The organism is Actinocrinis sp., from assembly GCF_035653575.1.
Taxonomy (GTDB): Bacteria; Actinomycetota; Actinomycetes; order Streptomycetales; family Catenulisporaceae; genus Actinocrinis.
The window spans coordinates 1-25,919 of record NZ_DASRBQ010000161.1 but is presented as its reverse complement, the minus strand read 5'-3'; the positions used below and the strand labels follow the sequence as shown (position 1 = coordinate 25,919).

Below are 25,919 nucleotides of genomic sequence, written 5' to 3'. Positions count from 1 at the left end.
GCGTGGTGTCCAGCCCGCAGGGCGACATCGTCGTGACCGCGGCGCACTGCGTGTACTCCAGCTCCGGGGCCAAGACGGGCTTGGCATTCGTCCCCGACTACAACGACGGCGACATGCCGTACGGCGTCTGGGACGTCTCAGCGGTCTACGTCGCCCAGCAGTGGATCTCCGACCAGGATCCCAACTATGACGTGGCGTTCGTCGTGGTGCACAAAGGCGGGTCGAGCACGCCGATCCAGAGCGTCGTGGGCGCGGACACGCTCGCGGTCGACCAGGCGTACACGGCTCTGACCACTGTCATCGGCTATCCTTCGGACACCGACGAGCCGATCACCTGCACGAACTACACATCAGAGTTCTCATCCACGCAACTGCGGTGGGACTGCGACGGATACCCGGGCGGCACCAGTGGATCTCCGTTCCTCACGGAGGTGAACTCCAAGACCGGTCTTGGCACAGTAGACGGCGTCATCGGCGGCTACGAAACCGGCGGGGACAGCCCGGACGTCTCGTACTCGGTGCACTTCACGACCTGGGTCAGCCAGCTGCTCGCCGAGGCTGAATCAAAGAGCTAATGCGCGTGAGCGTGGAGCGCATTCGCCGCAAGAGGACTCGTAAATCGGTTGCGGTACCGTCCGCGGCCCACTTGGGTCTGTCAACTATGACTGCGATAGAGGACCTTGTGTGCCCAGAGCGGTATCCGCTCTCGTCCAAATACGACCCGGCATGGCTGCTCGGGCTGGACATGGGGCCGAACCCGTTGTGGATGCTGGAGGACTTGGCCCGGGACTTGGAGCTGAAGCCGGGGATGCGGGTGCTCGATCTCGGTTCCGGCAAGGGTGCCACCTCGGTGTTTCTGGCCAGGGAGTACGGGGTGCAGGTAGTGGCCGCGGACTTGTGGATCGCACCCGAGGACGCTGCGGCGGTGTTCGCCGAGGCGGGAGTCGCCGACCGGGTCACCGCGGTGCGGGCCGAGGCGCACGCCTTGCCGTTCGGGAAGGAGTACTTCGACGCGATCGTGAGCATCGACGCGTTCGAATACTTCGGGACTGCGGACTCCTACCTGCCCTACCTGCTGCGATTCCTGCGGCCCGGAGGGCAGGTGGGGATGGCCACGCCGGCGATGAGCCGGGAGGTGCGCGAGCTTGGTGCGATCCCGGAGCACATCGAGAGGCTGTTCGGGTGGGAGGCGATGGCATGGCACACGCCCGAGTGGTGGCGTTTCCAGTGGGAGATCACGAAGCAGGTGGATGTGATCTGCGCACGCCTGCAGGAGCACGGCTGGCAGGACTGGCTGGCTTGGGAGCGGGCTTGCGCGGAATACCGGCCGGAGAAGCTGGCCGAGTACCTCGCCCGGATCGATGTGCTCAACGTCGACGGCGGCGAGCTGCTTTCCTTCGCGCTGCTGGCCGCAAGAAAGCGATAGCGCCCCAAGGGCGCGTTGCGGTGCTTGGTGGCCGAGGGCCCAGACGCGGCCGCTCATTACATCCATCCCAAGCCACCGGGGACCGCGGCTGGCAAACTGGCGGGCTGATAAACGCGGTGCGCCGAAGCGGAGGTTGTGCGCAAGGTTTGCCGGTGACGAATCTCGACGAGGAACTGATCGAGCTGCGCCGGGAGATTCACCGCCACCCCGAGCTTGCCGGAGCGGAGCGCGAGACGGCCGGGCTGGTCGCCGAGCAGCTGCGCGCGGCCGGGCTCGAGGTGACGACCGGGGTCGGCGGACACGGAGTGCTCGCGGTGCTCGATGGCTCCGCGGACGGTCCGACCGTGGCGTATCGGGCCGACATGGACGCCGTCGACGCGGAAACGAACGTGCTGCCATTCCCGGTGTCGGACCGGGTATTCGACGAGGGCTTCGCCTCACGCGTGCCCGGCGTCGCGCACCTGTGCGGGCACGACCTGCACACCGCGATCGGCGTGGGCGTCGCCCGGACGCTGGCTCAGGGCTCTGAGCCGATACGCGGCCGGCTCGTGTTTGTCTTCCAGCCGGCCGAGGAGCCGCTGCAGGGAGCACGCGCGATGCTGAAAACCGGCCTGGTGCAACGGCTCAGGCCGCGTGAGTTCTATGCACTGCACTGCAGCCCGTTCCCCTGCGGCACCATCGGCGTATCCCCGGGATACGGCCTGCCCGGGCTCGACCACATCCGGATCGCGCTGCCGAATGGCGACGACTCGGCCGTTGCCGCCCTCTCCGCCGAGATGGAGCAGCTGGGCGATGTCGGGTTCCCGCAGAGCATCGCGGAGTACAACGCGCGCTTCCGTGCGCTGCTGGAACCCGAGCTTGCCGCGTCGATGCAGGAATCAGTGTCCGTAGCTCAGTGGACTGGGCGGACGCCCGACGGCCAACCAGTCGTTAATGTGCTGCTGCGGGTTTGGCCGCAGGAGCGGCTTGCGGAGCTTCGTGCGCAGGTAAAGCGGGTCGCGGCGGCCGCGGGCGCAGAGGTCGAGGTCCCCGGCGATCCGTTCCCCGCGATGGTCAACTCAGCGGAGCTGAGCACGGCCGCGGGCCGGTTTCTGAGCGCTCGGCTGGGGCCGCAGTCCGTCCTGTGGGCTCGGGCATCCTGGCCCTTCAACTGCGAGGATTTCGCGCTGTTCCTCAACGAGGCTCCGGGCGCACAGTTCTATCTCGGCGTCGCGGACGCGGAGACGGGAATGAACGGCGCACCGCACGCCCCTGATTTCGCCGCTGACGAGCGGGCGATCGGCCACGGCGTGCGCGCCATGACCAGCCTGCTGATCGACCGGCTGGCAGCCGCGGAAAACCCGTAACGCTCTCGCCTGAGGTCGTGTTACGGTGCTGGGCGCCCCCGATCGAGGAGTCCGACATGCTGAGTGACGACGACATCTCCAGCTGAGATGTCCGGGCCCCGAGCGCGTTCTGATCGACGATCCGCAGCTCGGCGCCGCTTCGTCCTCCCGTCTGTCACCCCGCGCTCGACGCATCGCCGCGCGGGAATCCGCGCAAGGGCACGCTCATGTCACAGTCACAATCTCCCGTCGTCGTCTCCGGCCTGTCGTTCACCTGGCCGGACGACACCCCGGTCTTCCGGGACCTCAGCTTCAGCCTCGAGGCGGAGCGGGTCGGCCTGGTCGCCCCGAACGGCGCCGGCAAGTCCACGCTGCTGCGGCTGATCAGCGGCGAGCTCACCCCGGCCGCCGGCTCGATCACCATCGAGGGGACGCTCGGCTATCTTCCGCAGGATCTGCCGCTGATCGCGGACCGTACGGTCGCCGACGTGCTCGGCGTCGCTGCGGTGGTCGCGGCGCTGGACGCGATCGAGTCCGGGGACGCCGACGAGCGGCATTTCGCCACCATCGGCGAGGACTGGGACCTTGAGGACAGAGTCCGGGCGCAGTTGGAGCGGCTCGGGCTGGGCCAGGTCTCGCTCCGCGAACCGCTCGGCGCGCTCAGCGGGGGCCAGGTGGTGTCGCTCGGGCTCGCCGCGCAGCTGTTGCGGCGCCCTGATGTGCTGCTGCTCGACGAGCCGACCAACAACCTCGACCTCGCCGCACGCCGCAAGCTCTATGACGTGCTCGACGGTTGGCGCGGCTGCGTCCTGGTGGTCAGCCACGACCGTGAGCTGCTGGACCGGATGGACCGCATCGCGCAGCTCGACGGCGACGAGATCCGGTTCTACGGCGGCGGGTTCAGTGCCTATCAGGAGGCTGTCGACGTAGAACGGCAGGCGGCCGAGCGCGGACTGCGTAACGCCGAGCAGGAGCTCAAGCGCGAGAAGCGGGAGATGCAACAGGCCCGCGAACGGGCGGAGCGCCGGGCCGGCAATGCGGCGAGGAACCTCAAGAACGCCGGCCTGCCGAAGATCGTCGCCGGCAACATGAAACGCAGTGCCCAGAAGGCCGCGGGCATCGCGCAGACCATGCATGCCTCGCGGGTCAGCGAGGCGAAGGAGCGTGCTGACTTGGCCGCCAAGGCCGTGCGCTCGGATCAGAGCATTGCGCTTGAACTGCCGGACACCCGTGTGCCGGCCGGGCGCACCCTGTTCGTGGGGGAGGGCCTGCGCAAGCACTTCGGTGACACCGAGGTCTTCGCGGGCGACGGGGTCGACCTGACCATCCGCGGGCCGGAGCGCATCGCCTTGTCCGGTGCGAACGGCGCCGGCAAGTCGACGCTGATGCGACTGATCCACGGCGACTTGGCGCCCGACGGCGGGACGATCCGCCGCGCCGACGGGCGCGTGGCCTACCTGTCGCAGCGGCTTGACTTGCTCGATGACGACAAGAGCGTCGCCGAGAACTTCGCTGCGTTCGCGCCGTCACTTCCCGACGCACAGCGGCTCAACGTTCTGGCTCGGTTCCTGTTCCGCGGCGCGCGCATCCACCTGCCGGCGCGGGTTCTGTCCGGCGGTGAGCGGCTTCGCGCGACGCTGGCGTGTGTGCTGTACGCCGATCCGGCGCCGCATCTGCTCCTGCTGGACGAGCCGACGAACAACCTTGACCTGGTCAGCGTCGCCCAGTTGGAGAACGCGTTGAACGCATATCAGGGCGCTTTCGTCGTGGTGAGCCACGACGAACGGTTCCTGAAGGAAATCAAGGTCCAACGGCGGCTCGACCTTGTGGCCGGGCGGTTGGATGGGCTGCCAATGAGTTGATACATCTCGCCGGAACCGGGCCGACCGACTCGGCGGCGGACGGCCCAGCGGGTGACTAAGGTGTCGCTGGCCTGCACGTTTCAGCGTCGCGGCGCGGCTCGATCCGCGCCGCGAGGTTGCGCAGGGACGCGGCGGTGGCCCGGCGTACCGAGGTGGTGCGCGGTGCGTGAGCGCGCCGGCGCCTCGCCCTGGGGGCGATGACCGGAGCGTCCGGGCGGGCCGAGTGCGAGTCGCGCTGTGCTGCGCGCGTCGCGAGGATGAAGCCCATGGGGTCCATTTGCCTCTCCTTCTCTCTTCCTCTCTTCGTCACTTTCACTGATCGGGGGCCGGCCCGGTGGACGCGCGGACCCGCAGCCGGGTCGGCAGCAGGATCCGGCGCTCGGCCGGGTCGGCGGGCGGATCGAGCAGCAGGGTCCCGGTGAGCCGGCCCTTCTCCAGCGCGGGCTGCGCGATCGTGGTCAGGCGCGAGGCGGCGGCCTCGGGGATGTCGTCGAACCCGATGACGGACACGTCCTTGCCCGGCCGCAGTCCCCGGGCCTTGAGCGCGTCGAGGACGCCGAGTGCCAGGATGTCGGTGACCGCCAGGATCGCCGTCGGCCTCGGCGCGCGGTCCAGCGCGTGCCCGGCCGCTTCGGCCCCGGCCTCCCGGCTGTTCTGCGCCGCGTTGACCGTCTGGATCTGCGGCCAGCCGACTCCCACCTCGGCCAGCGCGTCGCGGTATCCGAGGAGGCGCTCTCGGGTGACGTAGTAGGGCAGCTTCTCGGGATCGGCCACCGTCACCGGCCTGGTCTCGCGTTCTGGAATGATCCAGTCCGCGATCAGTGCGATGCGGCGGTGGCCGAGCCCGGTGACGTGCCGCCCGGCCGCCAGTGTCGCCGCGGCCTCGTCGATCCCGACGTAGCGCGCGTCGGGGTTGTCCGGGTCGCGTCGCTCGGCGCTGACGATCGGCAGTCCGCGCGCCCGGATCGCCTGAAGGGACGGGTGCCAGTCCGTCAGGCAGTAGATGCAGAAGCCGTCGACCACCGCGTTGTTCACCACGGCGGCCGCCGCCTCGCCGTCCTTCGAGACCGGGATGAGCAGCAGCCCGGTGTCGTAAAGCTCGGCGGTCTGCGCGAGCCCTCGCAGGAACTGCACGGCGTAGGGATCGGTGAAGGCATAGGAGAGCGCGTCGCTGAAGACCACGCCGATCGCGCCGGCCCGTCCGCTGCGCAGCGATCGCGCCGCCGGATTCGGCCCGGAGTAGCCCAGCTGCCGCGCGGTCTCCAGGATCCTCTCGCGCAGTTGGGGCGAGAGCTGGTCAGGCCGGCTGTACGCGTTCGAGACGGTGCTGCGCGAGATGCCGAGGGCGTCAGCGACGGTCTGCAGTGTCGGCTTCACGGCCGTCCGCCCTTCTGTATCGATCCAGCGCTTCTGTATCGATACAGTACGCCTTTCGGCGGGAGTTGCAAGCGCGGCCGGTCTGCGTGTGTGCGGGCGCGGTGCCGGTCCGCGCCGGGCCGTGCTGGAGCGCGCGGACGTATCAGGCCCCGGCGGTGCGGCCGGGGCCTGAGCGCAGACTTCGCGGGTTTGTCAGCGGTCGACGATGACGACGGGGTCGGGCTGGATGGCGAAGTTGCCGTGCGGGCCCATTCCGCCGGCGGTGACCGTGACCTGCGCGACGGAGGCGGTGGCGGTAGCGAGTCCCGCGACCGCGGCGCCGGCGGCAAGGGCGATGACGAGCAGGGCGGTGCGGATCCGGAGCTGAAGAGCCATCGTTCTCTCCCTCGGAGTGACGACAGATGAGACGTGCCGTGCGGTCTCGCGCGTCCCACGGTCCCGCGCGCCTCCGGCTGCGCCACGCGGATCTGAAACGCTGTCACACACTCGCCAAGGTCCGAGATCAGGCTGCTGCGAATCCGGGGCCACCTCGCCGCCGGAGACGTGGTGCTCATCAAGGCCTCCCGCGGGGCGCGCCTCGACGAGGTCGCCGCCGTGCGGCTGAAGACCATCACCGCGCGGCGGGAACGTCAGAAGGCTTAATACCCTATTGCGCGCTCGGACCTGCTGAAATACTCCCGGCAAGCCGAACCTACGGTTGCGTAGGTTGGCCGAAGGAGGACGACCGTGAGTACTAGGAACGCAGCCGGCCCGAAGATCATCCAGGGTGGTATGGGTGTGGCCGTCTCCGGATGGCCGCTGGCCCGCGCGGTCTCGATGACCGGTCAGCTCGGTGTGGTGTCGGGAACCGCGCTGGAGGTGGTCTGCGCCCGCCGGCTGCAACGCGGGGATCCCGGCGGGCACGTGCGGCGCGCGCTGGCACACTTTCCGCTTCCGCAGGCGGCGCAACGCATCGTCGGTGCCTATTACCGGCCCGCCGACGCAGGGCACGACGGCGGTTTTCGACCGACGCCGCGTTTCACGCTGCGGCCCGGCCGCGCGCTGCAGGAGCTGACCATCGCCGCGAACTTCGTCGAGGTGTTCCTGGCCAAGGAGGGCCACGACGGCATCGTGGGCATCAACTACCTGCGCAAGATCGAGATGCCGCTGCCGTTCGCCTGCTACGGCGCGCTGCTGGCGGGCGTGGATCACGTGCTCGTCGGCGCGGGCAACCCGGCGGAGCTTCCCGGGCTGCTGGATCGGCTTGCCGCCGGTGAGCCGGCTTCGCTCTCGGTGCGTGTGCAGGGCGCCACTACGCAGGACGGGGAATTCGCCGCCCGCTTCGATCCGCGCGACCTGTTCGGCCCGTCTCCGCCGGTGCTGCGCCGACCTCGGCTGGACGCGATCGTCGCGTCCGTGGACCTCGCCGCCGCGCTGGCCGCCAATCCGGTCACCCGACCCGACGGGTTCGTGGTGGAGGGGTACCGCGCCGGAGGACACAACGCCCCGCCGCGCGGACCGCGCCGCTTCGACGAGAGCGGACAGCCGCTTTACGACGAACGCGACGAAGTGGCGCCCGATGCCCTACACGCGCTCGGTGTGCCGTACTGGATGGCCGGTTCGTACGGCACTCCGAACGCACTGGCCGCAGCGCTGGCGGCCGGCGCCAGCGGCGTCCAGGTCGGGACGCTCTTCGCTCTGTGCCAAGAGTCGGGGATGGCACCGCACTGCAAGCAGCGCCTGCTGGCCCTGGCGGCCGAGGGACGGGAGCGAGTACGCACCGACGACCGTGTCTCACCCACCGGCTTCCCGTTCAAGGTGGCCGACCTGCCCGGCACGCTCTCGGACGAGCAGACCTACCAGCAACGCCCTCGCCTGTGCGATCTCGGCGTCCTGCGCAGCGCCTATCGCAAGCCCGACGGCAGCGTGGGGTACCGCTGCCCATCAGAGCCGGTCGCGATTTACACCGAACGCCATGGCGGGCGATCGGCCAACGCCGCTGCACGCCGCTGCCTGTGCAATGCCCTTCTGGCCACCGCCGGCCTGGCCCAGCAACGTCCGGACGGATACACCGAACCGCCGATCGTCACCTCCGGAACCGACTACACCGGCGTGCGCGCCCTGCTCTCACAAGCTCCGGACGGCCAGACCTACACGGCCCGCGACGCGGTCGCCTACCTTCTCGGAAACAAACGGCAAGTGGCTGTCACGCCCAAGCCGTGACCCGCGGCCGAGAAACAGCGCTGGTCAGCGACCTGTTGTGGATCTTCTGGAGCCGTCTCGGCGGCCGTCGGGCGCCCTCGCATTCGACAGCCGACCGCGAGGAGGGCGTAGGCTGCTGCGGACGGCCGGGAGATCGGCCGCTGTCAGTGCTCGGGTCGGCGGTTTCGGCGTGCGGGTCGAAGCGGCCGGGTTTCGGGGCTGGACCGGCGTGATCATGCGGATCGGTTCGGCGCAGGTTCAGTGTTCGACGGTTCCCGGTGACAGGAGATCGCGGCTGTGGCCCGAAGTAGCGGTGTACGCGGAAGCAGGGTCGGTTCCGGCCCGATGGGCGAGAGCGAGCGCGGCAACGTGGCCGCCCGCGTCGCGGTGACCTACTGGTGCGAGGTCGGCCATGTGACGCAGCTGCGGTTCGCGGACACGGCGGAGGTGCCGGAGGTGTGGGAGTGCTCCATCTGCGGCCTGCCCGCGGGCCGGGATCAGGACAACCCTCCGGTGCAGGCTCCGATCGCGCCGTACAAGACGCACCTGCAGTACGTGCGCGAGCGGCGCAGCGAGGCCGAGGCGGAGATCCTGCTGGCGGAGGCGCTGGCGAGGCTGCGTTCGACCGCCTGAGCGCGGGCTCAGTACTCGCCCTTGATCACGAAGAACGAGCCGCGGATGACGCCGGCCAGCTTCGAGTTCTGGCGCGCGAACTTGAACCGCGAGACGAGTTCTTCGGGCACTTCCATGCCCTCTGAGAGCTTGAACCCCACCGCGCGCTTCGCTCCGTCCTCCAGGCCGTACATCACGTTGATGGACAGACCGGACTCGTAGAAGACGTAGGCCATCTTGATGCCGTCCACCTCGAAGGAGGTCACCTCGAGCGGGCGGGAGGAGATGACGATGTCACGCTCCTTGGCCAGGATGTCGTTCACCCATTCGAGCGCTTCTGGCTCCTCCTGCGCGGGGCTGACGGTGAAGACGTGACCGTACTTGTTGCGGAAGTAGCGCGCCTCGTTGGCGCGCAGACCCGCGAGCGCCTTCGCGACGGGGGATGAGTCCAGGCCGACGGTGGATACGTTCTCGAAGTCCACGGTGTATGACATTGCGTCCTCCCGATAACGGTCTTCACGTGCCGGTGCGGCTCGCGTGGCTTCAGCGGTTGTGCTGACTTCACGCTACGTCCCGGCGCGCGGCCCGGCTTCTCGAATCCTGATCGATTGCCCTAGGCGCTTCCGCTATCGCGCGGCTTCTTGTCACCGGCCCTGGAGGCAGGGAGTGGCGGCCGTGATCGGATCCTGGTTCTGCGGGTGCACGATCACCGAGGCTTTCAGGCAGCCGCCGCCGGGGTGCAGCAGGTCGGTGTACACCGGCATGGTGCCCTGAGCCAGATAGGCGAAGGCGCTGGCCCGGCCGTCCGAGGCCTGCACGCGGACCTCGGCGAACACCGGTGTCGAGTTCGGGTTGAGGTAGAACCTGGCCCAGCCTGCCTGGCAGCGCGGCGAGTACTTCAGCTCCAGCGTCCCGGAGTCGGCCGGTCCGATCTTGACCTGGCTCTCGCCGAGGACCACGGTGTCCGTGCCGCATCCGACCGCGGCCGGGTCCTGCCCGTCGGCGGGAGTGGTGAAGGCTGACGGGGTCGCGGTGAGGCCTGTGGCCGCCGCGGGGGTGGAGCCGGCGTCTCGGGGCGAGGCGAACCAGGTCACCGTGGCCGCGATGGCCGCCGTGAGCACCACGAGCGCGGCGTCGCGCAGGACGGTCCGGCCGCGCCGGGATGGGGGCTCCGGCGCGGCCGCGGGCGGATCGATCACGGCCTCGGGCTGTTCCCCGGCCGCGGGCAGGCCGGCGTTCTCGCCGACCGCGCGGGCCCAGCGCTCGCCCCATTCCTGCGGATCGGCGTCGCAAGCGCGTGCGAAGGCCTCCACGACGGCGCGGGTCGGCAGCCGCTTGCCCGAGACGGCGTCCGAGAGCGTGCTCGGCGCGTAGTTGACCGCGCGCCCCATCTCCCGGAAGCTCGGCGATCCGGCGCGGGTGCGCAGTTCGCGCAGCGCCGCCGCGAAGCGCGCGGCGGGAGTGCCGGCCGGAGCGTCCGCGGGTGTGTCCGACGCCGCGCCCGCCGGGGGCCGCGGCTCGGGAGAGACCGTCATACCGGCATACCGTTTCAGGTTTCTGCCACGTTCGCAAGATCCCGAACGCTCGCCGAACGCGCAGGTGGTCGCGTTCGGACGACTCCGTTCACACCCCGTCGCACCGAGCACTTCACGCTCAGGAGTAAGTACGCGTACATCTGTGGAACTGTCCGGCCACGTGGAGGGGATCAGCATGCGACAGGCGATTGAGTGGATTCGGCGCGCGGTGGTCCTGGGGTCGGCCGCCGTGCTCGTCGCCACGGCGGCGTCGCCTTCGTCGACGACCTCTTCGACGCACGCCGCCGCGCGCTCCGGGGCCGGCGCGCTCGCGGTGGCGCAACCGGCCGCGAGCGGGTCCAGCGAGCCGCTGCTGCTGGTCCACGGCTACAACGACAGCTGCTTCTCGGCGTGGACGCCGACACTCAGTACGGACACGACGAACCCTCCGCAGGGGCCGCACGGGCTGGCGAGCGCGAGCAACTTTCTCTCGTCCACCGGCGGTTTCACCGACGTGCGCAGCGTCGGCTACTACACCTACGAGACCAACCAGGTCTCGCAGAACGGCGAGTCAAACTACGGATGCGTCGGGACCAGCTACGGGCAGGGCGGGGCGGTGACCGACGCGTCGGACGTGGGCTCCACCGCTGACGGCTCCGACTCCCCGTCAGACAAGTGCGTTTCCATCCCGCATACGCACACTGTCACCGTCGACGAGACCGGCGGCGTGACGACGACGGTGACCGTCGACGACACCGGAACGACCAACGATCCGATCCGCCACGTCGCCTGCCGCATGGCCTGGTACATCTACGACACGTTCACCGCCAAGTCGCTGCCGGTGCGCATCCTGGCGCACTCGATGGGCGGTCTGGTCGTGCGGGACGCGATCGCCGAGTCCGGGTCGAGCGCGGCCTTCCCGCCCACGCCGCTGTGGGTCGACCGGGTGGTGACCGTGGCCACTCCGCACGGCGGGCTGGACGGAAGGTACCTGACCAACGCCCGCGTGTTTCAGGACTCGACCGAGGTCGAGGACATGGCTGTCGGCAGTGCCTTGATGAACTACCTGGACGGGCACCAGGACCCGCAGGGCGCGCAGGCCGGCACCTTCTGGGGCCTGGTCGGCGGATCGCAGAGCTGCAATCCGCAGGCCGCGGGAAACGACTCGACCGCGATCGGGAACCTCGGCAACCTGATCCACCCCAGCTGCACCGAAGGCGGCAGCGGCACGAATCCGTACACCAGCGGCGACGGGATCATCCAGTCCAGCAGCCAGCTCGGCATGAAGGCTGATATCAAGGTGCTGTACGGCATGGTGGACAAGCAGGTGCTCAACACGGAGGTCACCTACACCGCCGACTCCGCCACCCAGTACGGGCACGAATGGGGCTCCGGAGCGGTCGGGGTCTACGTACCTGGCCCCTTCTACCTCAACGACGACGGCAGCGGCACGACCAAGGCCTTCGTGTGCGCCGCGTCGTGCACCAGCACGCCGTCCAACAACCCGCTCGGCGATATGAACCTCGGCGCGAACACCGCCGTGCCCACGCCGCGGGCCCTGACCGAGATAGCGCAGTTGCTCACCTCGACACCGACCACGTACTCCATCGGCCACGCCGTCATGGCGGGCAACGACTACCCGTTCGACGGCCTCGGACAGTACGACCGCCAAGCGCTGACGGACCCCTGGCACGAGTACGACGGCCAGTGCGACTCGTTCGCCGCGTGGAAGGTCTATGAGACGCTCGGCGGAACCGCGCGCGCGTCCTCCGCCAGCATCCCCAACGCCGTATTCAGCCCGGCGGACAAGGGGATCAGCCCCGTGGTCGGCTACGCCGGAGCCGGAGCGCCGAGCAGCAACTGGGGCGACGCCAAGGACTGGGGCACCAAGGCGCGATCGCTGGGCATCACCGTGGACGACAACCCGGCCCCCGGCGCGATCGCCTGGTGGGCCGCCAGCAGCGCCATGCCGGTCGGCCACGTCGGGTTCGTCACCGACGTCTACCTCGACGGCTCGGTGACCATCGAGAACTACAACCTGCGCTCCAACGGCGGGTACTCCACGCTCTACATGAACCGCGCCGGCGCCGACGACACGAGCTTCAACCTGCCCGCCTTCCACGTGCCGTGGCCCAGCGGGTACATCCACTTCGCCCAGCCCGCCTCGAACGTCACCTATCCTCCGCACCCGACGCCGTCGCCCACATTCCACTACCCGCACAACACCTACGGCCCCGACGGCGGCGGCAACGGCTCCAGCTTCACGCTCGCCGGGTCCTACTACCAGAACACCGTGGACGGCTGGTACCTCGACTCAGGGCACGGACAAATCGGCAACGAGCGGTGGACCAACACGCACAAGGGTTCCGCCGACTCGACCGCCACCTGGTCGCCGCCGCTCACGTCAGGGTCCTGTTATGAGGTCGACGCCTTCGTGCCGGACAACTGGTCTAACAACGCCGCGGCGCTCTATACCGTGGCGGACCAGAAGTTCGGGACCACGCTCGTGCCGGTCGACGAGAACGCGGCGACCAACGCCTACGTGGAGCTGGGCGTCTTCCAAGCCCGCTCCGACGGGACGCTTCCGGTCACGCTGACCGATCAGGGCAGCGGCAACGGCCAGGTCGCCGCGGACGCGATGCGCTTCCTTCTGCAGTCCTCGTGCAGCGGCGCGGTGCGGTCCTCGCAGACCATCGGCAACCCGCAACTGTCCAGCGGCTGGACCGCCGACCCGGGCCGCGGGCAGCTCGGCACCTCGTACTACACGTTCACCAACGGCATGACGCCGAGCTCCTCGGCCACCTGGAGCGCGACGGTCGCGCCCAACGCGTGCTACGAGATCTACGCCTACGTTCCGGACGGCCACTCCAACAGCTATCAGGCCCAGTACGCGATCGGCTCGGCGAGCAGCTCCGCGCCGGTCGTCAGCGTCGACGAGAACGGATACACCAACGGCTTCGCCGGACTGGGCGTGTACCGCGCCGACGGCTCCGGACACCTGACGGTCATCCTGACCGACCGCAGCCTCGTCAGCGGGGACGCCTACGTCGCCGCCGACACCATGTCGTTCGTGCAGACCTCGTGCTCGCCGGCCAACCCGCCGCCGGTCCCCGTGCTGGGCGCGACCTACCCGGCCCTGACCGCCGGCCCCGGCTCGCCGCTGACGCAGTTCTCGCTGACCAACGACTGGTACAACCGCTTCGGCCACGGCGACCTGGGCTACGAGAAGTGGACCCACACCAACGGCACCACCGCGGTGTCCAAGGCCACCTGGACGTTCACCAGCGGGCTGAGCGCCAACACCACCTACCACGCCTGCGCGTACATCCCGGACAACTACGCCAACAACACCGCGGCGCACTACCAGGGCTTCCAAGGCACATCGAGCACGGCGACCTTCAGCTCCCTGATCAACCAGAACACCACCACCGGCTGGACCTACCTCGGGCTGCTGAACCCGGGCACCTCCGGCAAGCTCACCGTCGTCCTCGACGACACCGGACCGACCACCACCGCCGGCGCCCCCAGCTACACCGCCGCCGACGCCGTCCGCCTGACCACCGGGAACTGCTGATCCCGGGAAACCGCAGCACGCCGCACGAGGAAAGAGAGACATGATCCGCACGCCCGCGCTCCCCGAACCGCGACGCGGCCGCAGCGCCATGAGCACCCTGATGGCCGCGCTCCTGATCGCGTTCGCCCTGGTCGGCGTCGCTTCGACCAAGGCCTCGGCCTTCGCCGACGGCGAGGCCACGGACGCCCGCCCGGGAATCGCCGACGCCGGGGGCACGCTGTACGTGGGCTGGGCCGGCACCGACACCGGCCACACCCTCAACATCGGCGCCCTGTCCTTCGACTCGTCAGGAGCCTTCAACGGCTGGGCGAGCGTCAACACGTTCAGTGGCGAGCAGACCTACGCGCACACCGGCCCCTCAGTCACCGCGGCGAGCGTACCGGGGTACTCGGGCAGCCAGATCCTGGTGGCCTGGACCGACATCAACGGCCGGCTGATCCTGGGCCACTACGTCGGCACCAAGACGCTGTCCTGCGAGATCGCGCTGAATCAGTACTCGCACCACTCGCCGTACCTGATCGCCATCGGCTCCACGGTCTACCTGACCTGGACCGGCCTCGACTCGGCCGGCCACGTCAACATCCTGAAACTCTCGTCGAACCTCTGCTCCACCTCCACGAGCGGAACCGTCACGCTCAACGACACCGCCACCGCGGGACCGGCGCTCACCACGGACGGCTCGAACATCTTCGTCGCGTGGCCGGGAACGGGCTCCGGGCAGAACCTGTGGGCCGGCCAGTACACCGGCTCGAGCAACCTCACCCACCACACCTGCTTCTGCCAGTACAAGTCCACTGACGACGTGGGCCTGACGCTCTCCTACAACCAGCCGGGCGGAGGAGGCGGACTGACGTACCACGGCACCAACAACCGCGTGTACGTGGTCTCGGTCACCATGAACGGCAACACCGTCTCGGCCGGTGGCCAGACGGATGACGGTGCCACCACCTCCGGTGTCGACATCACCGCCGTGCCGTCGGGCAGCAACATCCCCTCCGGCATGTACGACTCCTTCGCCGACTCCACCGCCAACGGCCGGCCCACCTTCGACTATGTAGGCATCTGAGATCCGCTTGCGTCACGGGACCCGCCCGCCGCACGGGGGCGGGCGGATCCCGTGACCAGGTGACTGCGGAAGGTGACTGTGGAAGGCGCCTGCGACGGTCCACGCAAGGACACTCGCGGGCGCCGCGCCGTGTCCGCCGCGGCGATGATCGCAGAATGCTGGCAAAAGTTTACCCGCCTCGCCTATCTGTCCGGGCTGCGCCGCAGTGTCATGAACGCGAGCCCCGGTAACCCACGCCGGGCCCGACTCGCGGGAGAACTGCATGCGCTTTTTCAGCCGCACCGCCACGGCCACCGGCTGCGCCCTCGCCCTGAGCGTCAGTGGCCTGATCTTCTCGGGCGCCGGCGCCGCCCACGCCAGCACCTGCTCGACCGGATACCTGCCGCTGCCCGATCCGGTCTGCACCCCCGGTTCCTACAACCCGGACGTCACCCAGTCGACCATCAACTCCACGATCTGCGTGTCCGGCTGGACCGCGACCGTGCGGCCGCCCACCTCCTACACCAACTCCCTCAAGGCTCAGGGCATCATCGACTACGGATACTCGGACACCAGCATGTCCGACTACGAAGAGGATCACTTCGTGCCGCTGGAGCTGGGCGGGTCTCCGCGCGACCCGGCGAACCTGTGGCCTGAGCCGCACTACGGCACCGAGACCTCGTACACCAAGGACGGCATCGAGACCAAGCTGAAGAACGCCGTCTGCTCAGGGCGCATCACCCTGGCCGCCGCGCGCTCAGCCATACGCACGAACTGGACGACCGCGCTGCAGACCACCGGCATCGGCTGAGTTCGTGCCAGTGACAACCTGCTGACGAGCGGCAGCGCCCGCCGACGTGGTCGCGTCGGCGGGCGCTGTGTCGCGTGCTCGCGGCTGAATGCGCGGTGCGCAGGAGTCGGCGAACCCGATTACTTGCCGGTGCCTTCGATGCCGTCGATGTGGACGGCGTGGCCGGTGCCCTGAATGCCGTCGGGGCTGACGACAGCCCTTCCGGAGCCCTGGATGCCGTTCGAGTGGACGGCCGCGGAGGCCATTGCCGGAGCGGCGAGCGAGATCGCCGCTGCGATGAGGGTCAACGACGCCACGCGGCGTGCGCGGTGCCGGCTCGGTTTTCTGTCCACAGGTCCCTCCCTTATCGGTGAACGCTTCTCAGGATTCTGCACGGTCGCCTTGCGCGCAAGCCGCATGCCGCGGGCCGCGCGCTCGACATCGCGCTGGAAGTCACGCCATCTTGAAGCCGCATTTGGCGCTATCGCCGGCTGAGCACGCGGGCGACGCCGGCGGCGATCGTGGTGGCCAGGACCCATCCGCAGGCGATGAGAACGTAGGAGAACCACTGGCCGAAGCCGGACGGGTTGAACGCGTGCTTCTGTCCGAGGTCGACGACCGGCAGCAGAAGGTCGAGGGTGTAGATGGCGGGGATGAAGTGCGGTGCGGCGCCGCCCTGGAGCGGGGGCGGGGGAGTGACGGCGTACACGATGCTGCCGGCCGCGAGCAGGAAGGCCAGCCAGGCGACCGCCCGCCAGGGCCGGTACCCGTAGCCGACGGTGATCTCCTGTATCAGGCTTCCGATACGCCCGAGCCCCGATTTGGCCTTGCGCCGCCGCTGCTCTCGGGCGTAGAGGACGTGGCTGGCCTCGGCGGACTGCCCCGTGCTCGTGTAGTGCGCCGCCAACTGCTCGTACGGCTGGGACTGGTACTCCCGCGGGTAACGCGCGAGCCAGTCGAGCCGTTCGCGCGCGGGAAGGCGTGGTTCGAGTGCCCGGTAAGTCAGGCCGTCGAGATTGAGGTGCTCCGGCCATAGCTGGGGGTCGTCGATGAGGCGTTCGATGCGTGCATGGCTCAGGTTCACCGTTCCCTGCACCGGTTCCGCCGGGCGCAGGGAGAGCTCGGCCACGGTGAGCGCTCTCGCGTCGAGCGCGGTGCCGGCGGGGTTGGATAAACGAGCGCCGCGCAGTTCGAGACGGCGCCCGATCTGAGCGCCGGTGAAGCGCACCCGTCCGGTCGCGGTCATGCCGTCGCAGAACACGTCGGCGGCGACCTCGGTGCGGGTGAAGCGCAGCGCGACGGCGCCCGGGTTGTATAAACGCGCGGACGCCATCAGCACGCGCCCGCCGATCTTGCAGGTGCGCATGTCCATCTCGCCGGTGACGCGCACTCGGTCCAGCTTGACCGTGCCGCCGATGCTCGCGGTGTCGGCCACGAACGCGGGCGTGTCCCCTGATCCGCCATCCAGCCTGGCGTCCTGCAGGTCGAGCGTCGCCGCTATCTGGGTGCTGACAAGGCTGATCTGTCCGGCGGCGACCGTGAGCCGACGCGCTTCGAGCGCTCCCAGGGTCGCATGGTCCAGATTGAGGGCGAGGCCGCCGGGATTCGTCAACTCGGCGTCGGCGAGCGCCACATTCGCGCTCAGCCGCGCGCCGGGCAGCCGCACCTCGCCGTTGGCGCGCAGACCGGTGCACCACAGGCCGCCTTCGACGGTGAGCCCGCCGGCGCCCAACGCGCTGCCACCGGGATTGTCGAGCCGTGCGCCGGTCAAGTTCACGCTGCCGGCGACCCTGGCGTGCCGCAGCCGCAGCTCGCCCGCGACGTCAAGGCCTTCGGCTTTGAGGCGCCCGCTCACCGTTGCGTTTCCGAGGGTGAGGCCGAGGCCGGGGGAGCGCGGTTCGAATCGCGCGCCAGTCAGGTCCAGCGAACCGTCGGTCCGCAGGCCGCGCATCTGGCCGGCTCCACGGCACACGAGGTCGGTGCACGCGACGTCTCCGTAGGCGATGAGCCCGTCGGCGGACAGGCAGAACTCGTCGGTGCCGGGTCCGACCACCGCCTCGCGCAGGCTCAATTCGCCGACGATGCGTGCTCCGTCCAGGCGCAGCACGTCACGCACGGCCGAGCGGTAGAGGTTGACGATGCCCTCAGCGTTCAGTCGCGTGGCATTGAGATAAGGCAGCGCGCAGTCCACGAATCGCACGGTCTTCATGCTCGCTTCGACCAGCCGCACTTCGTCGTCGAAGCTGCAGTATTCGCACACGAAGGCGTAGGGCACCGTCGCGCCCATCAGGTCAAGGCGGCCGATCACCCGGGCGCCGCGCAGGCGCAGGGCCGGGAAGTGACCCGGCTTCGTCTCCTCCGCGCCCAGGAGCAGCGCCCGGATCACCTCGGCGCGAATCGCGCGCTGCGCGCCCCAGCCCTCGACGTTCGCCACGGGGTCGATCTCGGGATCTCCGGAGCGCAGATCAACCCAGGCGCCGCGCGCGAACGCCTTCCAGAGCAGCGACTCGGACTCGGTCAAGTCGCCGAACTCTGTGGGTTGCACGCTGCGTCCTCCATCAGTGAATGGACATTCGCTCGCGGTGGAGGTCCGCAGTCATCGTACTCAACAGCCGGGGCGGGTGTCAGCGCTCTGCGGTGCTGGTCAGTTGTGCCCGGCGGCGTCGAGCGCGGCCTGCAGCGAGCGGATGTAGCCGCCGGAGGTGTAGGTGGCGCCGGAGATCATGTGGATCTTCCCGGTCTGCATCGTGAGGACCTCGGCGCGCAGCTTGACCGCGGCGCCGCTGGAGCCGGCCCAGGAGTGCGGGTTGTCGTGCGGGAGGGACAGCGCCGTGGCGTCGGTGATGCGCCCGCCGGTGATGGTGACGCGTACCTGCACGATGCCGTGCGTCAGCGCGATCTTCGGCCCGGTCACGGTGACGGTGTCGCCGGAGCGGACCACGGCGGCGGCCTCGGCGGGCTTGGCCTCGCCCTTGCCGAGGATGACGACAAGCAGGGCGAGTGCGGTGGCGGCGGCGAGTGCGGCAAGACGACGCACGGGTGATCCCTCAACTCTCGTTCGCGGGTGCGGCTCGGATGCGGCACCGTCGGGCACGACACGATGCCCGCGCCGGTTCGCGACTTCGGCGAGTACGGAAGAGTGTTGATTGAGCCTTTACGTTCCGGGATATTTCTCAGGCCTTTGGTCCCTAGCCGCCGGGGACCATCGGCCCTAGGGCGCAGGCCGGCAGCCGCGCCGCCGCGCGAACGGGGAGCGGGATGCGGGGCGCCTCGAAAGGGCGCTGCCTAAGTTGTGCGCCGACTTGAATTTGAATGTGCGCCGCCAGTGCGCTGCCTAGAATGCGCGCTGGCTTGAATGCGCGCCGCAAGAGTGCGCGCACGCCGCAACTGCGCCTGGCACGCTCCGTCCGCCGAAGCGGCCGGACAGCGGATGCGACCCGCGCGTCACACGATGTCGGAGACCGTCGCGGCAGGGTCGGATCGGTACACCGCCTGGGCGACGACGGACTGCTCGATCTCGGGGAAACACGCCCCCATCAGCAGCTCGCTCGCGATCATGCGCACCTTGCGGTGCCGGCGCCGGGCGGTGGTGACCAGGAGCGCGAAGGCCTCCTGCTCGTCGTAGCCGAACCTGCCCATCAGGATGCCCTTGGCCCGCTCGATCGCGCTGCGACTGTCGAGCGCCTCGCGTAGCTGCCGGTTCTCCTCACACAGCGCCTCCCAGCGTTCCGGCGAACCGTCGGGTCCGTCGGCGCCGGGCACCGCGCCTCTTCCCAATGACCTGGCCAGCTGCTCGAGGGTGGAGGCCACCGCTCGCGCCGCCGCGACGATCTCGTCCACTTGCGTGGGCGCATGGTCGAATTGTTCAATTCCGTACATGTTGCCCCCCTTAATCCGCCGTTGACACATCCCACCCTGGCTTTGTCAGTACGGTGCGTGACGATTCTCGCTCGTTCAGGTTAGCTCGCCAAGGGGCGTCACGGAGCGCAACGATAAATTTCGAGAGCGATCCGTTCACTCCTTGTTCACTACTGGTCCATCTCTGCTACCGTCGGAAGTATCAAGGACCGCTGCCTCGCGGCGGACCGGCGCCGGAGACGTGCCGCGCGCCGTCCGCGTTTGGGCGCGACGCGATCGGTCCCTTCCCCTGGCGTGCCCGTCCAGGCGTGGTTCGCGGGAACCTGACGTCGGTATCCCGGCAACGCATTCAGTCGATGCCGTAAGAGGGGGTACCACGTGTTTCCGACGTCTTCTGCTGCCTTGTTGCAGTTCCCTCCGCTCGCTCCGGAAGTCGCGCAGCCGCTTCCGGTCAACGCCGTCGTACCGGATCAGGACCTTCAGGTAACGGTCGTGATTCCGGTACGTAACGAGGAGGACAACATCGACGCCCTGCTCGGCGGGCTCGGTGGAGCTCTGAACGGGCTGCGGGCCGAGATTCTGTTCGTGGACGACAGCGACGACGAGACGGCCGCCGCGATAGCACGGTCCGCGTCCGACTGTCCGGTGGCCGTCAAACTGCTGACCCGGCCGCTCGGGCAGCGCCGTGGTGGGTTGTCCGGCGCGGTGATCGCGGGAGCGCGACACGCCACCGGGGACTGGGTGCTGGTCATGGACGGTGACCTGCAGCACCCGCCGCAGGCCGCCGCGGGGCTGGTCGCGGCCGCGCTGCGGCACGACTCGGACATCGTGGTCGGCACCCGCTACGCCGGGGCCGGAACGGCCGGGGACGGTCTGCACGGCCCGCTGCGCAGCCTGGTCTCCGGCGCGTCCACCCGGCTCGCCAAGACGGTGTTCCCGCGCCGGCTGGCCATGGTCAGCGATCCGCTCTCCGGATTGTTCGCCTTCCGCCGCACCGCGGTGGACCTCGACCGGCTCAACCCGCTCGGCTTCAAGATCCTCCTAGAGATCCTGGTCCGGCATCCCGGCGCCCGCGTGGCGGAGGCGTCGTACCGCTTCGAGCCCCGGTACGCGGGGCAGACGAAGGCGACGCTGCGGCAAGGCCTGGCCTTCGCGCGCCACCTGGCGCGGTTGCGCAAGGCCCGGCTGGCCGGGCAGCTGCGCCAGCGCCCCTCGGGCCGGCGCGCCACCTGGCTCGCCCTGGCGCGCATGGCCGGATTCGGCGCGGTCGGCGCGAGCGGCATCGTGGTGAACACCGCCGCGCTCTGGTTCTGCTTCCACACGCTGGGAATTCACCACCTGCTCGCCGCCGCGCTCGCCACGCAGTGCTCGACGACGTGGAACTTCCTGCTGATCGACGCGCTGGTGTACCGCGGGCGCGGGCAGGGCACCTTCGGGGGCCGCGCGGTGCGCTTCTATCTGATGAACAACCTGCTGCTGCTCGGGCGCCTTCCGGTGCTCCAGCTGCTCATCGTCTGGGGCATGGGACTGCTGACGGCCAACGCCGTGACGCTGGTGGCCCTGTTCCTGCTCCGGTTCCTCATCAGCGACCGGGTGATCTACGGCAGCGGCGCGGAGAAGACCCGCGATCCGGTGCACCTGCTGGTGGACCTGGCGGCGCCGCGCGAGCCGCGCGAGTGCGCCGAGCCGGCCGCGTCCGACGATCACGTGCACGCCGTGCGCAAGCACTCGCGCTACCTGGCCTACCGCTACGACGTGGCCGGCCTGGTGCGCATCGGCTCGCAGATCCTGCTGCCGGAGCTGGAGTTCTTCCGGGCGCAGTGGACCGGCGAGCACGACCTCGACATCACGGTGCGGGTCGGGCACATCGGCGGGCGTTCGCCGCGCCGGCGCGCGGAGATGACCGAGCGACCAGGCCCCACGGTGATCAACTACGAGGAGCACCTGGGCCGGGCCGGGGCCAATTTCCGCATCGACCTCGGCGATCCGATCGCGATCGAGGTGGGTCCGCTGCTGGCCCGCTCGCCGCACGTGGTCTACACGAACATCCTCGAGGCGCTGCTGCGGTTCGTCATGGTCTCGCGCGGGCGCATGCTGCTGCACTCGGCCTGCGTCGAGATCGACGGTGTCGGCGTGATGCTCTCCGCGCTCACCGACACCGGCAAGACCGGGACCGTGCTGCGGCTGCTGCGCGAGCACGGAGGCCGGTTCCTGTCCGACGACATGACCGTGATCGACCCGGACGGCACCGCGCACTGCTTCCCGAAGCCGCTGACCATCAGCTCGCACACGCTGCGCGCGGTCAACGCCGACGACCTTACCCGCAAGGAATGGCGCCACCTGCAGCTGCAGAGCCGGCTGCACTCGAAGTCCGGCCGCTCCTTCGCGGTCGCGCTCAGCCGGTTCAACCTGCCGATCATGGGTATCAATGCACTGACTCAGCGGTTGGTGCCGCCGCCGAAGTACACCGCCGACCGACTGGTGCGCTGCACCTTCGCGCCGACGGCCCACGTGCGCGAGCTGTTCGTGATCGAACGCGGCGCGCCCAAGCTCGCCGACCTCGACCGCGAACACGCGCTTGAGCAGATGCTCACCAACACCGACGACGCCTACGGGTTCCCGCCGTTCCGGTACCTCGCGCCGACCATCACCATCGGCGGCCACGGCTATCAGGAGCTGCGGGCCATGGAGCGCGAGATCCTCGCCTCCTTCCTCAGCAACGTGCGCACCCGTGTGCTCGCCTCCGACACCTTCGGGTGGGCCGACCAGATTCCGGCGCTGATTCACGACGCGCAGGTCGGCGAGGGGTCCGTGCCGGTGCCGCAACTGGCCGCGGTCGCCGGCGGCGAGGGCGAACCGCAACGTCAGCGCACGCAGGCCTGGCCGCGCTGGGTGGTGGCGGAACCGGGCTCAAGCCGGAGCGCGGCGTGAACTGGCGCGGCGTCGCCTTCTCCGCGGGTCTCGGCGCACGGGAGATCCGCGAGCTCGACCTGCCCCGTCCGTCTCCGGTGCCGCCGATCCAGACGGCACCGGAGGGCGGCCATGAGCACCCGGACGGTTCAACCCCCCGACCGTCCGGGCCCGGGCCGGAGCACGCGCAGCCGCGTGCGCGCCGCCGCCTCGGCGCGCGATGGTTCGGTCTGCGCGCGCTCCCGCTCTGTCTCGTGCTGGCGGTCGCCGCGCTGCTTCGTTTCGACGCGCTCGCCGCCGTCGGCCTCAACAGCGATGAGGCCGTCTACACCGGCAGCTCGGAGGCATTGGCTGGAAACCACGCGCTGATCGGGATGTTCCCGGTCTTCCGCGCACACCCGATCCTGGTGCAGTTCCTCGTCGGAGAGGCGCTACGGATCAGCGATACGGACTGGGCGGCGCGTGCGGTCGCCGCCGGGTTCGGAGTCGCCGCGGTCGCGCTGACCTACCTGCTCGGCGCCCGGCTGTACGGCGCCACGGCGGGTCTCGCGGCCGCGGCGATCCTCGCGGTCATGCCGTATCACGTCATGGTCAGCCGGCAGGTGCTGCTCGACGGACCGATGACCACTTTCGCGGTGCTCGGCCTGTACTGCGTGGTCCGCGCGGCCGACTCCGACCCGAGGCGCTGGATCGCCGCCGCCGGGGCGATGCTCGGAATGGCCGCGCTGGCCAAGGAGACCGCGGTGGTGCTGCTCGTCGGCGTCTACGCGTTCGGGGCGATGGGCGCGGCGGGCCGGCTTCGGCTGCGCCACCACGCGCTCGGCCTCGGCGTGTTCGTCGTGGTCTTCGCGACGTATCCGATCGCGCTGCGCCTGGCCGCGGCTTCCGGTACCGGACAGGACTTCCTGCTGTGGCAGTTGCTGCGGCGTGCCAACCATCCGCTGTGGTTCTACTTCACCGACCTTCCCCGGGTGATCGGGCCCGCGGTGCTCCTCATGGCCGCGGCCGGCCTGGTGTGGCTGTGGCCGCAACGCAGCTGGCGGGAGCGATTGCTGGTCACCTGGGTCGCCGTCCCGCTGGCGTTCTTCACCATCTGGCCGGTCAAGGGCTTCCAGTACCTGCTGCCGGCCACCCCGGCGCTCGCCGTGCTGGCCGGCCGGCCGATCGCGGCGCTGTGGACCAAGGCGTTGAAGGCGCGCGGCGGCCTGCGGTCGCGCTCGGGCCTCGCGTTCACCTCAGGCGCCATCGCCTGCGGGATCGCTGCCACGGTGAGCTTGGCGGTGCCGACCTGGCAGCGGATCACGCCCTCCGGCTCGACCGCGTTTCTGGCCGGTACCGGCGGCCTGCCGGGAGGACGCGCGACGGGGCAGTGGATCGGCGCCAACACCCCGATCGGCGCGCGGCTGCTGGCTGCCGGGCCCTCGATCGCCAACGTCCTCGAGTTCTACGGGCACCATCAAGTCAGCGCGCTGTCCGTGTCGACCGACCCGCGTAACCGCAATCCCGTCTACCAACCGGTGGCCAACCCGGACCGCGCCGTGCGCAGCGGCGATTACCAATACCTGGTGTGGGACTCGTTCACCGCGGGGCGCAGCCCCTACTACGCGGCTGAAATCAAGAAGCTGATCGACAAGTACCACGGCGTCGCGGTGTACACCGCGACCGTGCCGGTCAGCGGCAAGAGCGGACCGGGCGCGGTACCGGTCATCATCGTGTACGAGGTGCATCCATGATGCGTCGTAGAGGCCTCATTCCGCTGCTCGCCGCGGCGATCGCGCTCGCCGGGACTGGCGGGCCGGCCGCCGCGGCCCAAGCCGCCGGCACCGTTGCGAGCGCCGGATCCACCACCACGCCGATCAAGCACTTCGTCTACGTGATGCAGGGCGGCCGGACCTTCGACAACTACTTCGGCACCTACCCCGGTGCGGACGGACTGCCGGCCAGGACCTGCCAGAGCCTGGGCACGACCGGACCGACCGCGGCGTGTGTGAAGCCTTTCCCGCTGCACGGCAAGGCGGTTCCCGTTCTGGCCGCGGGCCGCCAGCTGATCGCCACTCAGCTCGACGGCGGGAAGATGGACGCCTTCGTCTCAGCGTACGAACAACAGAACCGCGACGGCACCAGCGCGGTCGGCTACTACGACCGCGCCGACCTGCCGACCTCATGGGCGGCGGCGGACCAGTACGTGCTGTTCGACCACTTCTTCTCCGACGCCGCTTTCGGCTCGGTCACCAACCGCTCCTACTGGATTTCCGGCGCGGGCGCGCCGACGACGGGGGAGCGGATCCCAGCGGCCGGTTTCGGCAATCAGGCCACGATCTTCGACCGGCTGCAAGCCGCCGGGGTGAGCTGGAAGTTCTACGTGCAGGACTACAACCCCGCGCACACCTTCCGCACCATCGTCGCCGGCCGCACCGACGACCAGGCCACCCGCGTGCCAGTGCTCGACTACGCCCGGTACGTCGACGATCCGGCGCTGCGCGGCCACATCGTCGATCTGAGCGAGTACTACCGCGACCTGGAGCGCGGCACCCTGCCGGCGGTCGCGTACGTGGCAACCTCCGGAGCGGACGAACGCTCTGCCCGCTCGATCCCGACCGCGCAACGGCTGCTGCAGACCATGATCAACCAGCTGATGGTGAGCCGGTACTGGCCTTCGACGGCCTTCCTGTGGTCGTACGAGCAGTCCGGCGGCTGGTACGACCACATTCCTCCGCCGAGCACGCCGACCGGCACGCTGGGTCTTCGGGTGCCCGCCGTCCTGGTCAGCGCCTACGCCCCGGTCGGCCGGATCGACCACAGGCAGCTGGATCCGACCAGCGCGCTGCGGTTCATCGAGGCCAACTGGCGCCTGCAACCGCTGGCCGCGCGCGACGCGTCCGCTGCGGACCTCGGCGCCGTCCTCGACTTCTCCGCGGGTCCGCGCAAGGCCGCGCTGCTGCCCGGCGTGTTCAGCCCGACGGTGAATCAGGCGAAAGCCCCGGCCGCGCAGCCGAGGACGGGCGCGGCGCGTATCGCCTACCTCGTCGCCGCGCTGCTGGCCGCGTTGGCCCTCATCGCCGCGGCGGCCTCCGGCATCAGGCGCCGCCACGTCGCCGCCGGAGCCCCCGAGCCGGAACCCGAGCCGGTGCCCGCCTCCGTATCGCAGACTACTGAGGGGGCCGAGTCATGACGCCCCGCAGCATCGTTCGCCGCAGACGACGCACCGTTGTCGCGATCGTGCCCAGCGTCGCCGCACTGGTCGGCGGGCTGCTGGTGCTGCTGCCCGCGCCCGCGACTGCGACCGCGTCCGGCGGCGGCATCGTCATCCCGCTGGACACCAGCAGCCCGGCGCCGACCGTCACCGACACCTCGTCGCCGGGCCCGATCCCGAGCGATACGGCAACCAGCACGCCGACTCCACCACCTCCGCCCCCACCACCCCCTCCTCCTCCGCCACCACCGC

Annotated in this window: 20 protein-coding genes and 1 pseudogene; 13 read left to right on the top strand and 8 right to left on the bottom strand. The window is 69.7% G+C overall.

Going from position 1 to position 25,919, the window contains the following annotated elements; translation table 11 throughout:
- Positions 1 to 5 precede the first annotated feature (5 nt).
- The 4 genes from VFA06_RS21760 to VFA06_RS21745 all read left to right on the top strand — a co-directional run bounded on the left by VFA06_RS21760 (position 6) and on the right by VFA06_RS21745 (position 4,613).
- A complete protein-coding gene (locus tag VFA06_RS21760) occupies positions 6 to 575 on the top strand; it encodes a serine protease (RefSeq protein ID WP_324842517.1) in 570 nt (189 codons plus the stop codon).
- An 86-nt stretch (positions 576 to 661) separates the two neighbouring features.
- Positions 662 to 1,426 (top strand): SAM-dependent methyltransferase, encoded by a 765-nt coding sequence (locus VFA06_RS21755; RefSeq protein WP_324842516.1) that lies wholly within the window; start codon positions 662 to 664, stop codon positions 1,424 to 1,426.
- Between the two features lie 152 nt (positions 1,427 to 1,578).
- On the top strand, positions 1,579 to 2,772 hold the full coding sequence (locus VFA06_RS21750; protein ID WP_324842515.1) for a M20 metallopeptidase family protein: 1,194 nt from the start codon (positions 1,579 to 1,581) through the stop codon (positions 2,770 to 2,772).
- A gap of 206 nt (positions 2,773 to 2,978) precedes the next feature.
- Complete coding sequence (locus VFA06_RS21745) at positions 2,979 to 4,613, top strand: ABC-F family ATP-binding cassette domain-containing protein (RefSeq protein ID WP_324842514.1); 1,635 nt, start codon at positions 2,979 to 2,981, stop codon at positions 4,611 to 4,613.
- A 312-nt stretch (positions 4,614 to 4,925) separates the two neighbouring features.
- Here VFA06_RS21745 and VFA06_RS21740 read toward each other — a convergent pair whose 3' ends face one another.
- Both VFA06_RS21740 and VFA06_RS21735 read right to left on the bottom strand, forming a co-directional pair.
- Positions 4,926 to 5,990, bottom strand: a complete 1,065-nt coding sequence (locus VFA06_RS21740) for a LacI family DNA-binding transcriptional regulator (RefSeq protein ID WP_324842513.1) — start codon at positions 5,988 to 5,990, stop codon at positions 4,926 to 4,928.
- 192 nt (positions 5,991 to 6,182) lie between these two features.
- Positions 6,183 to 6,365, bottom strand: coding sequence for a hypothetical protein (locus VFA06_RS21735; RefSeq protein ID WP_324842512.1), 183 nt, complete (start codon positions 6,363 to 6,365; stop codon positions 6,183 to 6,185).
- 351 nt (positions 6,366 to 6,716) lie between these two features.
- Between VFA06_RS21735 and VFA06_RS21730 the strand changes: the two genes are divergently transcribed.
- Together VFA06_RS21730 and VFA06_RS21725 are read left to right on the top strand one after the other, a co-directional pair.
- A complete protein-coding gene (locus tag VFA06_RS21730; RefSeq protein ID WP_324842511.1) occupies positions 6,717 to 8,192 on the top strand; it encodes a nitronate monooxygenase in 1,476 nt (491 codons plus the stop codon).
- Positions 8,193 to 8,468: 276 nt separating this feature from the next.
- Positions 8,469 to 8,804, top strand: coding sequence for an RNA polymerase-binding protein RbpA (locus tag VFA06_RS21725; protein ID WP_324842510.1), 336 nt, complete (start codon positions 8,469 to 8,471; stop codon positions 8,802 to 8,804).
- Positions 8,805 to 8,812: 8 nt separating this feature from the next.
- Here VFA06_RS21725 and VFA06_RS21720 read toward each other — a convergent pair whose 3' ends face one another.
- Together VFA06_RS21720 and VFA06_RS21715 are read right to left on the bottom strand one after the other, a co-directional pair.
- A complete protein-coding gene (locus VFA06_RS21720; RefSeq protein ID WP_324842509.1) occupies positions 8,813 to 9,277 on the bottom strand; it encodes a phage tail protein in 465 nt (154 codons plus the stop codon).
- A 150-nt stretch (positions 9,278 to 9,427) separates the two neighbouring features.
- Positions 9,428 to 10,318 (bottom strand): helix-turn-helix domain-containing protein, encoded by an 891-nt coding sequence (locus VFA06_RS21715; protein WP_324842508.1) that lies wholly within the window; start codon positions 10,316 to 10,318, stop codon positions 9,428 to 9,430.
- Between the two features lie 175 nt (positions 10,319 to 10,493).
- Between VFA06_RS21715 and VFA06_RS21710 the strand changes: the two genes are divergently transcribed.
- The 3 genes from VFA06_RS21710 to VFA06_RS21700 all read left to right on the top strand — a co-directional run bounded on the left by VFA06_RS21710 (position 10,494) and on the right by VFA06_RS21700 (position 15,727).
- Positions 10,494 to 13,871, top strand: coding sequence for a CHAP domain-containing protein (locus tag VFA06_RS21710; protein WP_324842507.1), 3,378 nt, complete (start codon positions 10,494 to 10,496; stop codon positions 13,869 to 13,871).
- Positions 13,872 to 13,911: 40 nt separating this feature from the next.
- A complete protein-coding gene (locus VFA06_RS21705) occupies positions 13,912 to 14,937 on the top strand; it encodes a hypothetical protein (protein WP_324842506.1) in 1,026 nt (341 codons plus the stop codon).
- A 262-nt stretch (positions 14,938 to 15,199) separates the two neighbouring features.
- Positions 15,200 to 15,727 (top strand): hypothetical protein, encoded by a 528-nt coding sequence (locus VFA06_RS21700; RefSeq protein ID WP_324842505.1) that lies wholly within the window; start codon positions 15,200 to 15,202, stop codon positions 15,725 to 15,727.
- A 119-nt stretch (positions 15,728 to 15,846) separates the two neighbouring features.
- Here the strand turns inward: VFA06_RS21700 and VFA06_RS21695 are convergent, their stop codons facing one another.
- The 4 genes from VFA06_RS21695 to VFA06_RS21680 form a co-directional block, all read right to left on the bottom strand.
- Positions 15,847 to 16,059: a hypothetical protein gene (locus tag VFA06_RS21695; protein ID WP_324842504.1), complete on the bottom strand. Its 213-nt coding sequence runs from the start codon at positions 16,057 to 16,059 to the stop codon at positions 15,847 to 15,849.
- A gap of 128 nt (positions 16,060 to 16,187) precedes the next feature.
- Positions 16,188 to 18,251, bottom strand: a complete 2,064-nt coding sequence (locus tag VFA06_RS21690) for a hypothetical protein (RefSeq protein WP_324842503.1) — start codon at positions 18,249 to 18,251, stop codon at positions 16,188 to 16,190.
- 99 nt (positions 18,252 to 18,350) lie between these two features.
- Positions 18,351 to 18,743 carry an FMN-binding protein gene (locus tag VFA06_RS21685; RefSeq protein ID WP_324842502.1) on the bottom strand — a complete coding sequence of 131 codons (393 nt, stop codon included), beginning with the start codon at positions 18,741 to 18,743 and terminating at the stop codon, positions 18,351 to 18,353.
- A 407-nt stretch (positions 18,744 to 19,150) separates the two neighbouring features.
- Positions 19,151 to 19,585: an ANTAR domain-containing protein gene (locus tag VFA06_RS21680; RefSeq protein WP_324842501.1), complete on the bottom strand. Its 435-nt coding sequence runs from the start codon at positions 19,583 to 19,585 to the stop codon at positions 19,151 to 19,153.
- A gap of 384 nt (positions 19,586 to 19,969) precedes the next feature.
- Here VFA06_RS21680 and VFA06_RS21675 point away from each other — a divergent pair, with 384 nt between their 5' ends.
- From VFA06_RS21675 to VFA06_RS21660, 4 genes and pseudogenes are all read left to right on the top strand, one after another.
- Complete coding sequence (locus VFA06_RS21675) at positions 19,970 to 22,495, top strand: glycosyltransferase (protein ID WP_324842500.1); 2,526 nt, start codon at positions 19,970 to 19,972, stop codon at positions 22,493 to 22,495.
- Positions 22,492 to 24,207, top strand: coding sequence for an ArnT family glycosyltransferase (locus tag VFA06_RS21670; protein ID WP_324842499.1), 1,716 nt, complete (start codon positions 22,492 to 22,494; stop codon positions 24,205 to 24,207). The genes VFA06_RS21675 and VFA06_RS21670 overlap by 4 nt, the downstream gene beginning before the upstream one ends.
- Positions 24,204 to 25,646 carry an alkaline phosphatase family protein gene (locus tag VFA06_RS21665; RefSeq protein ID WP_324842498.1) on the top strand — a complete coding sequence of 481 codons (1,443 nt, stop codon included), beginning with the start codon at positions 24,204 to 24,206 and terminating at the stop codon, positions 25,644 to 25,646. Before VFA06_RS21670 ends, VFA06_RS21665 begins: the two co-directional genes overlap by 4 nt.
- Positions 25,643 to 25,919, top strand: a pseudogene (locus VFA06_RS21660) (hypothetical protein); the annotation flags it as partial. The gene VFA06_RS21665 and the pseudogene VFA06_RS21660, both read left to right, overlap by 4 nt.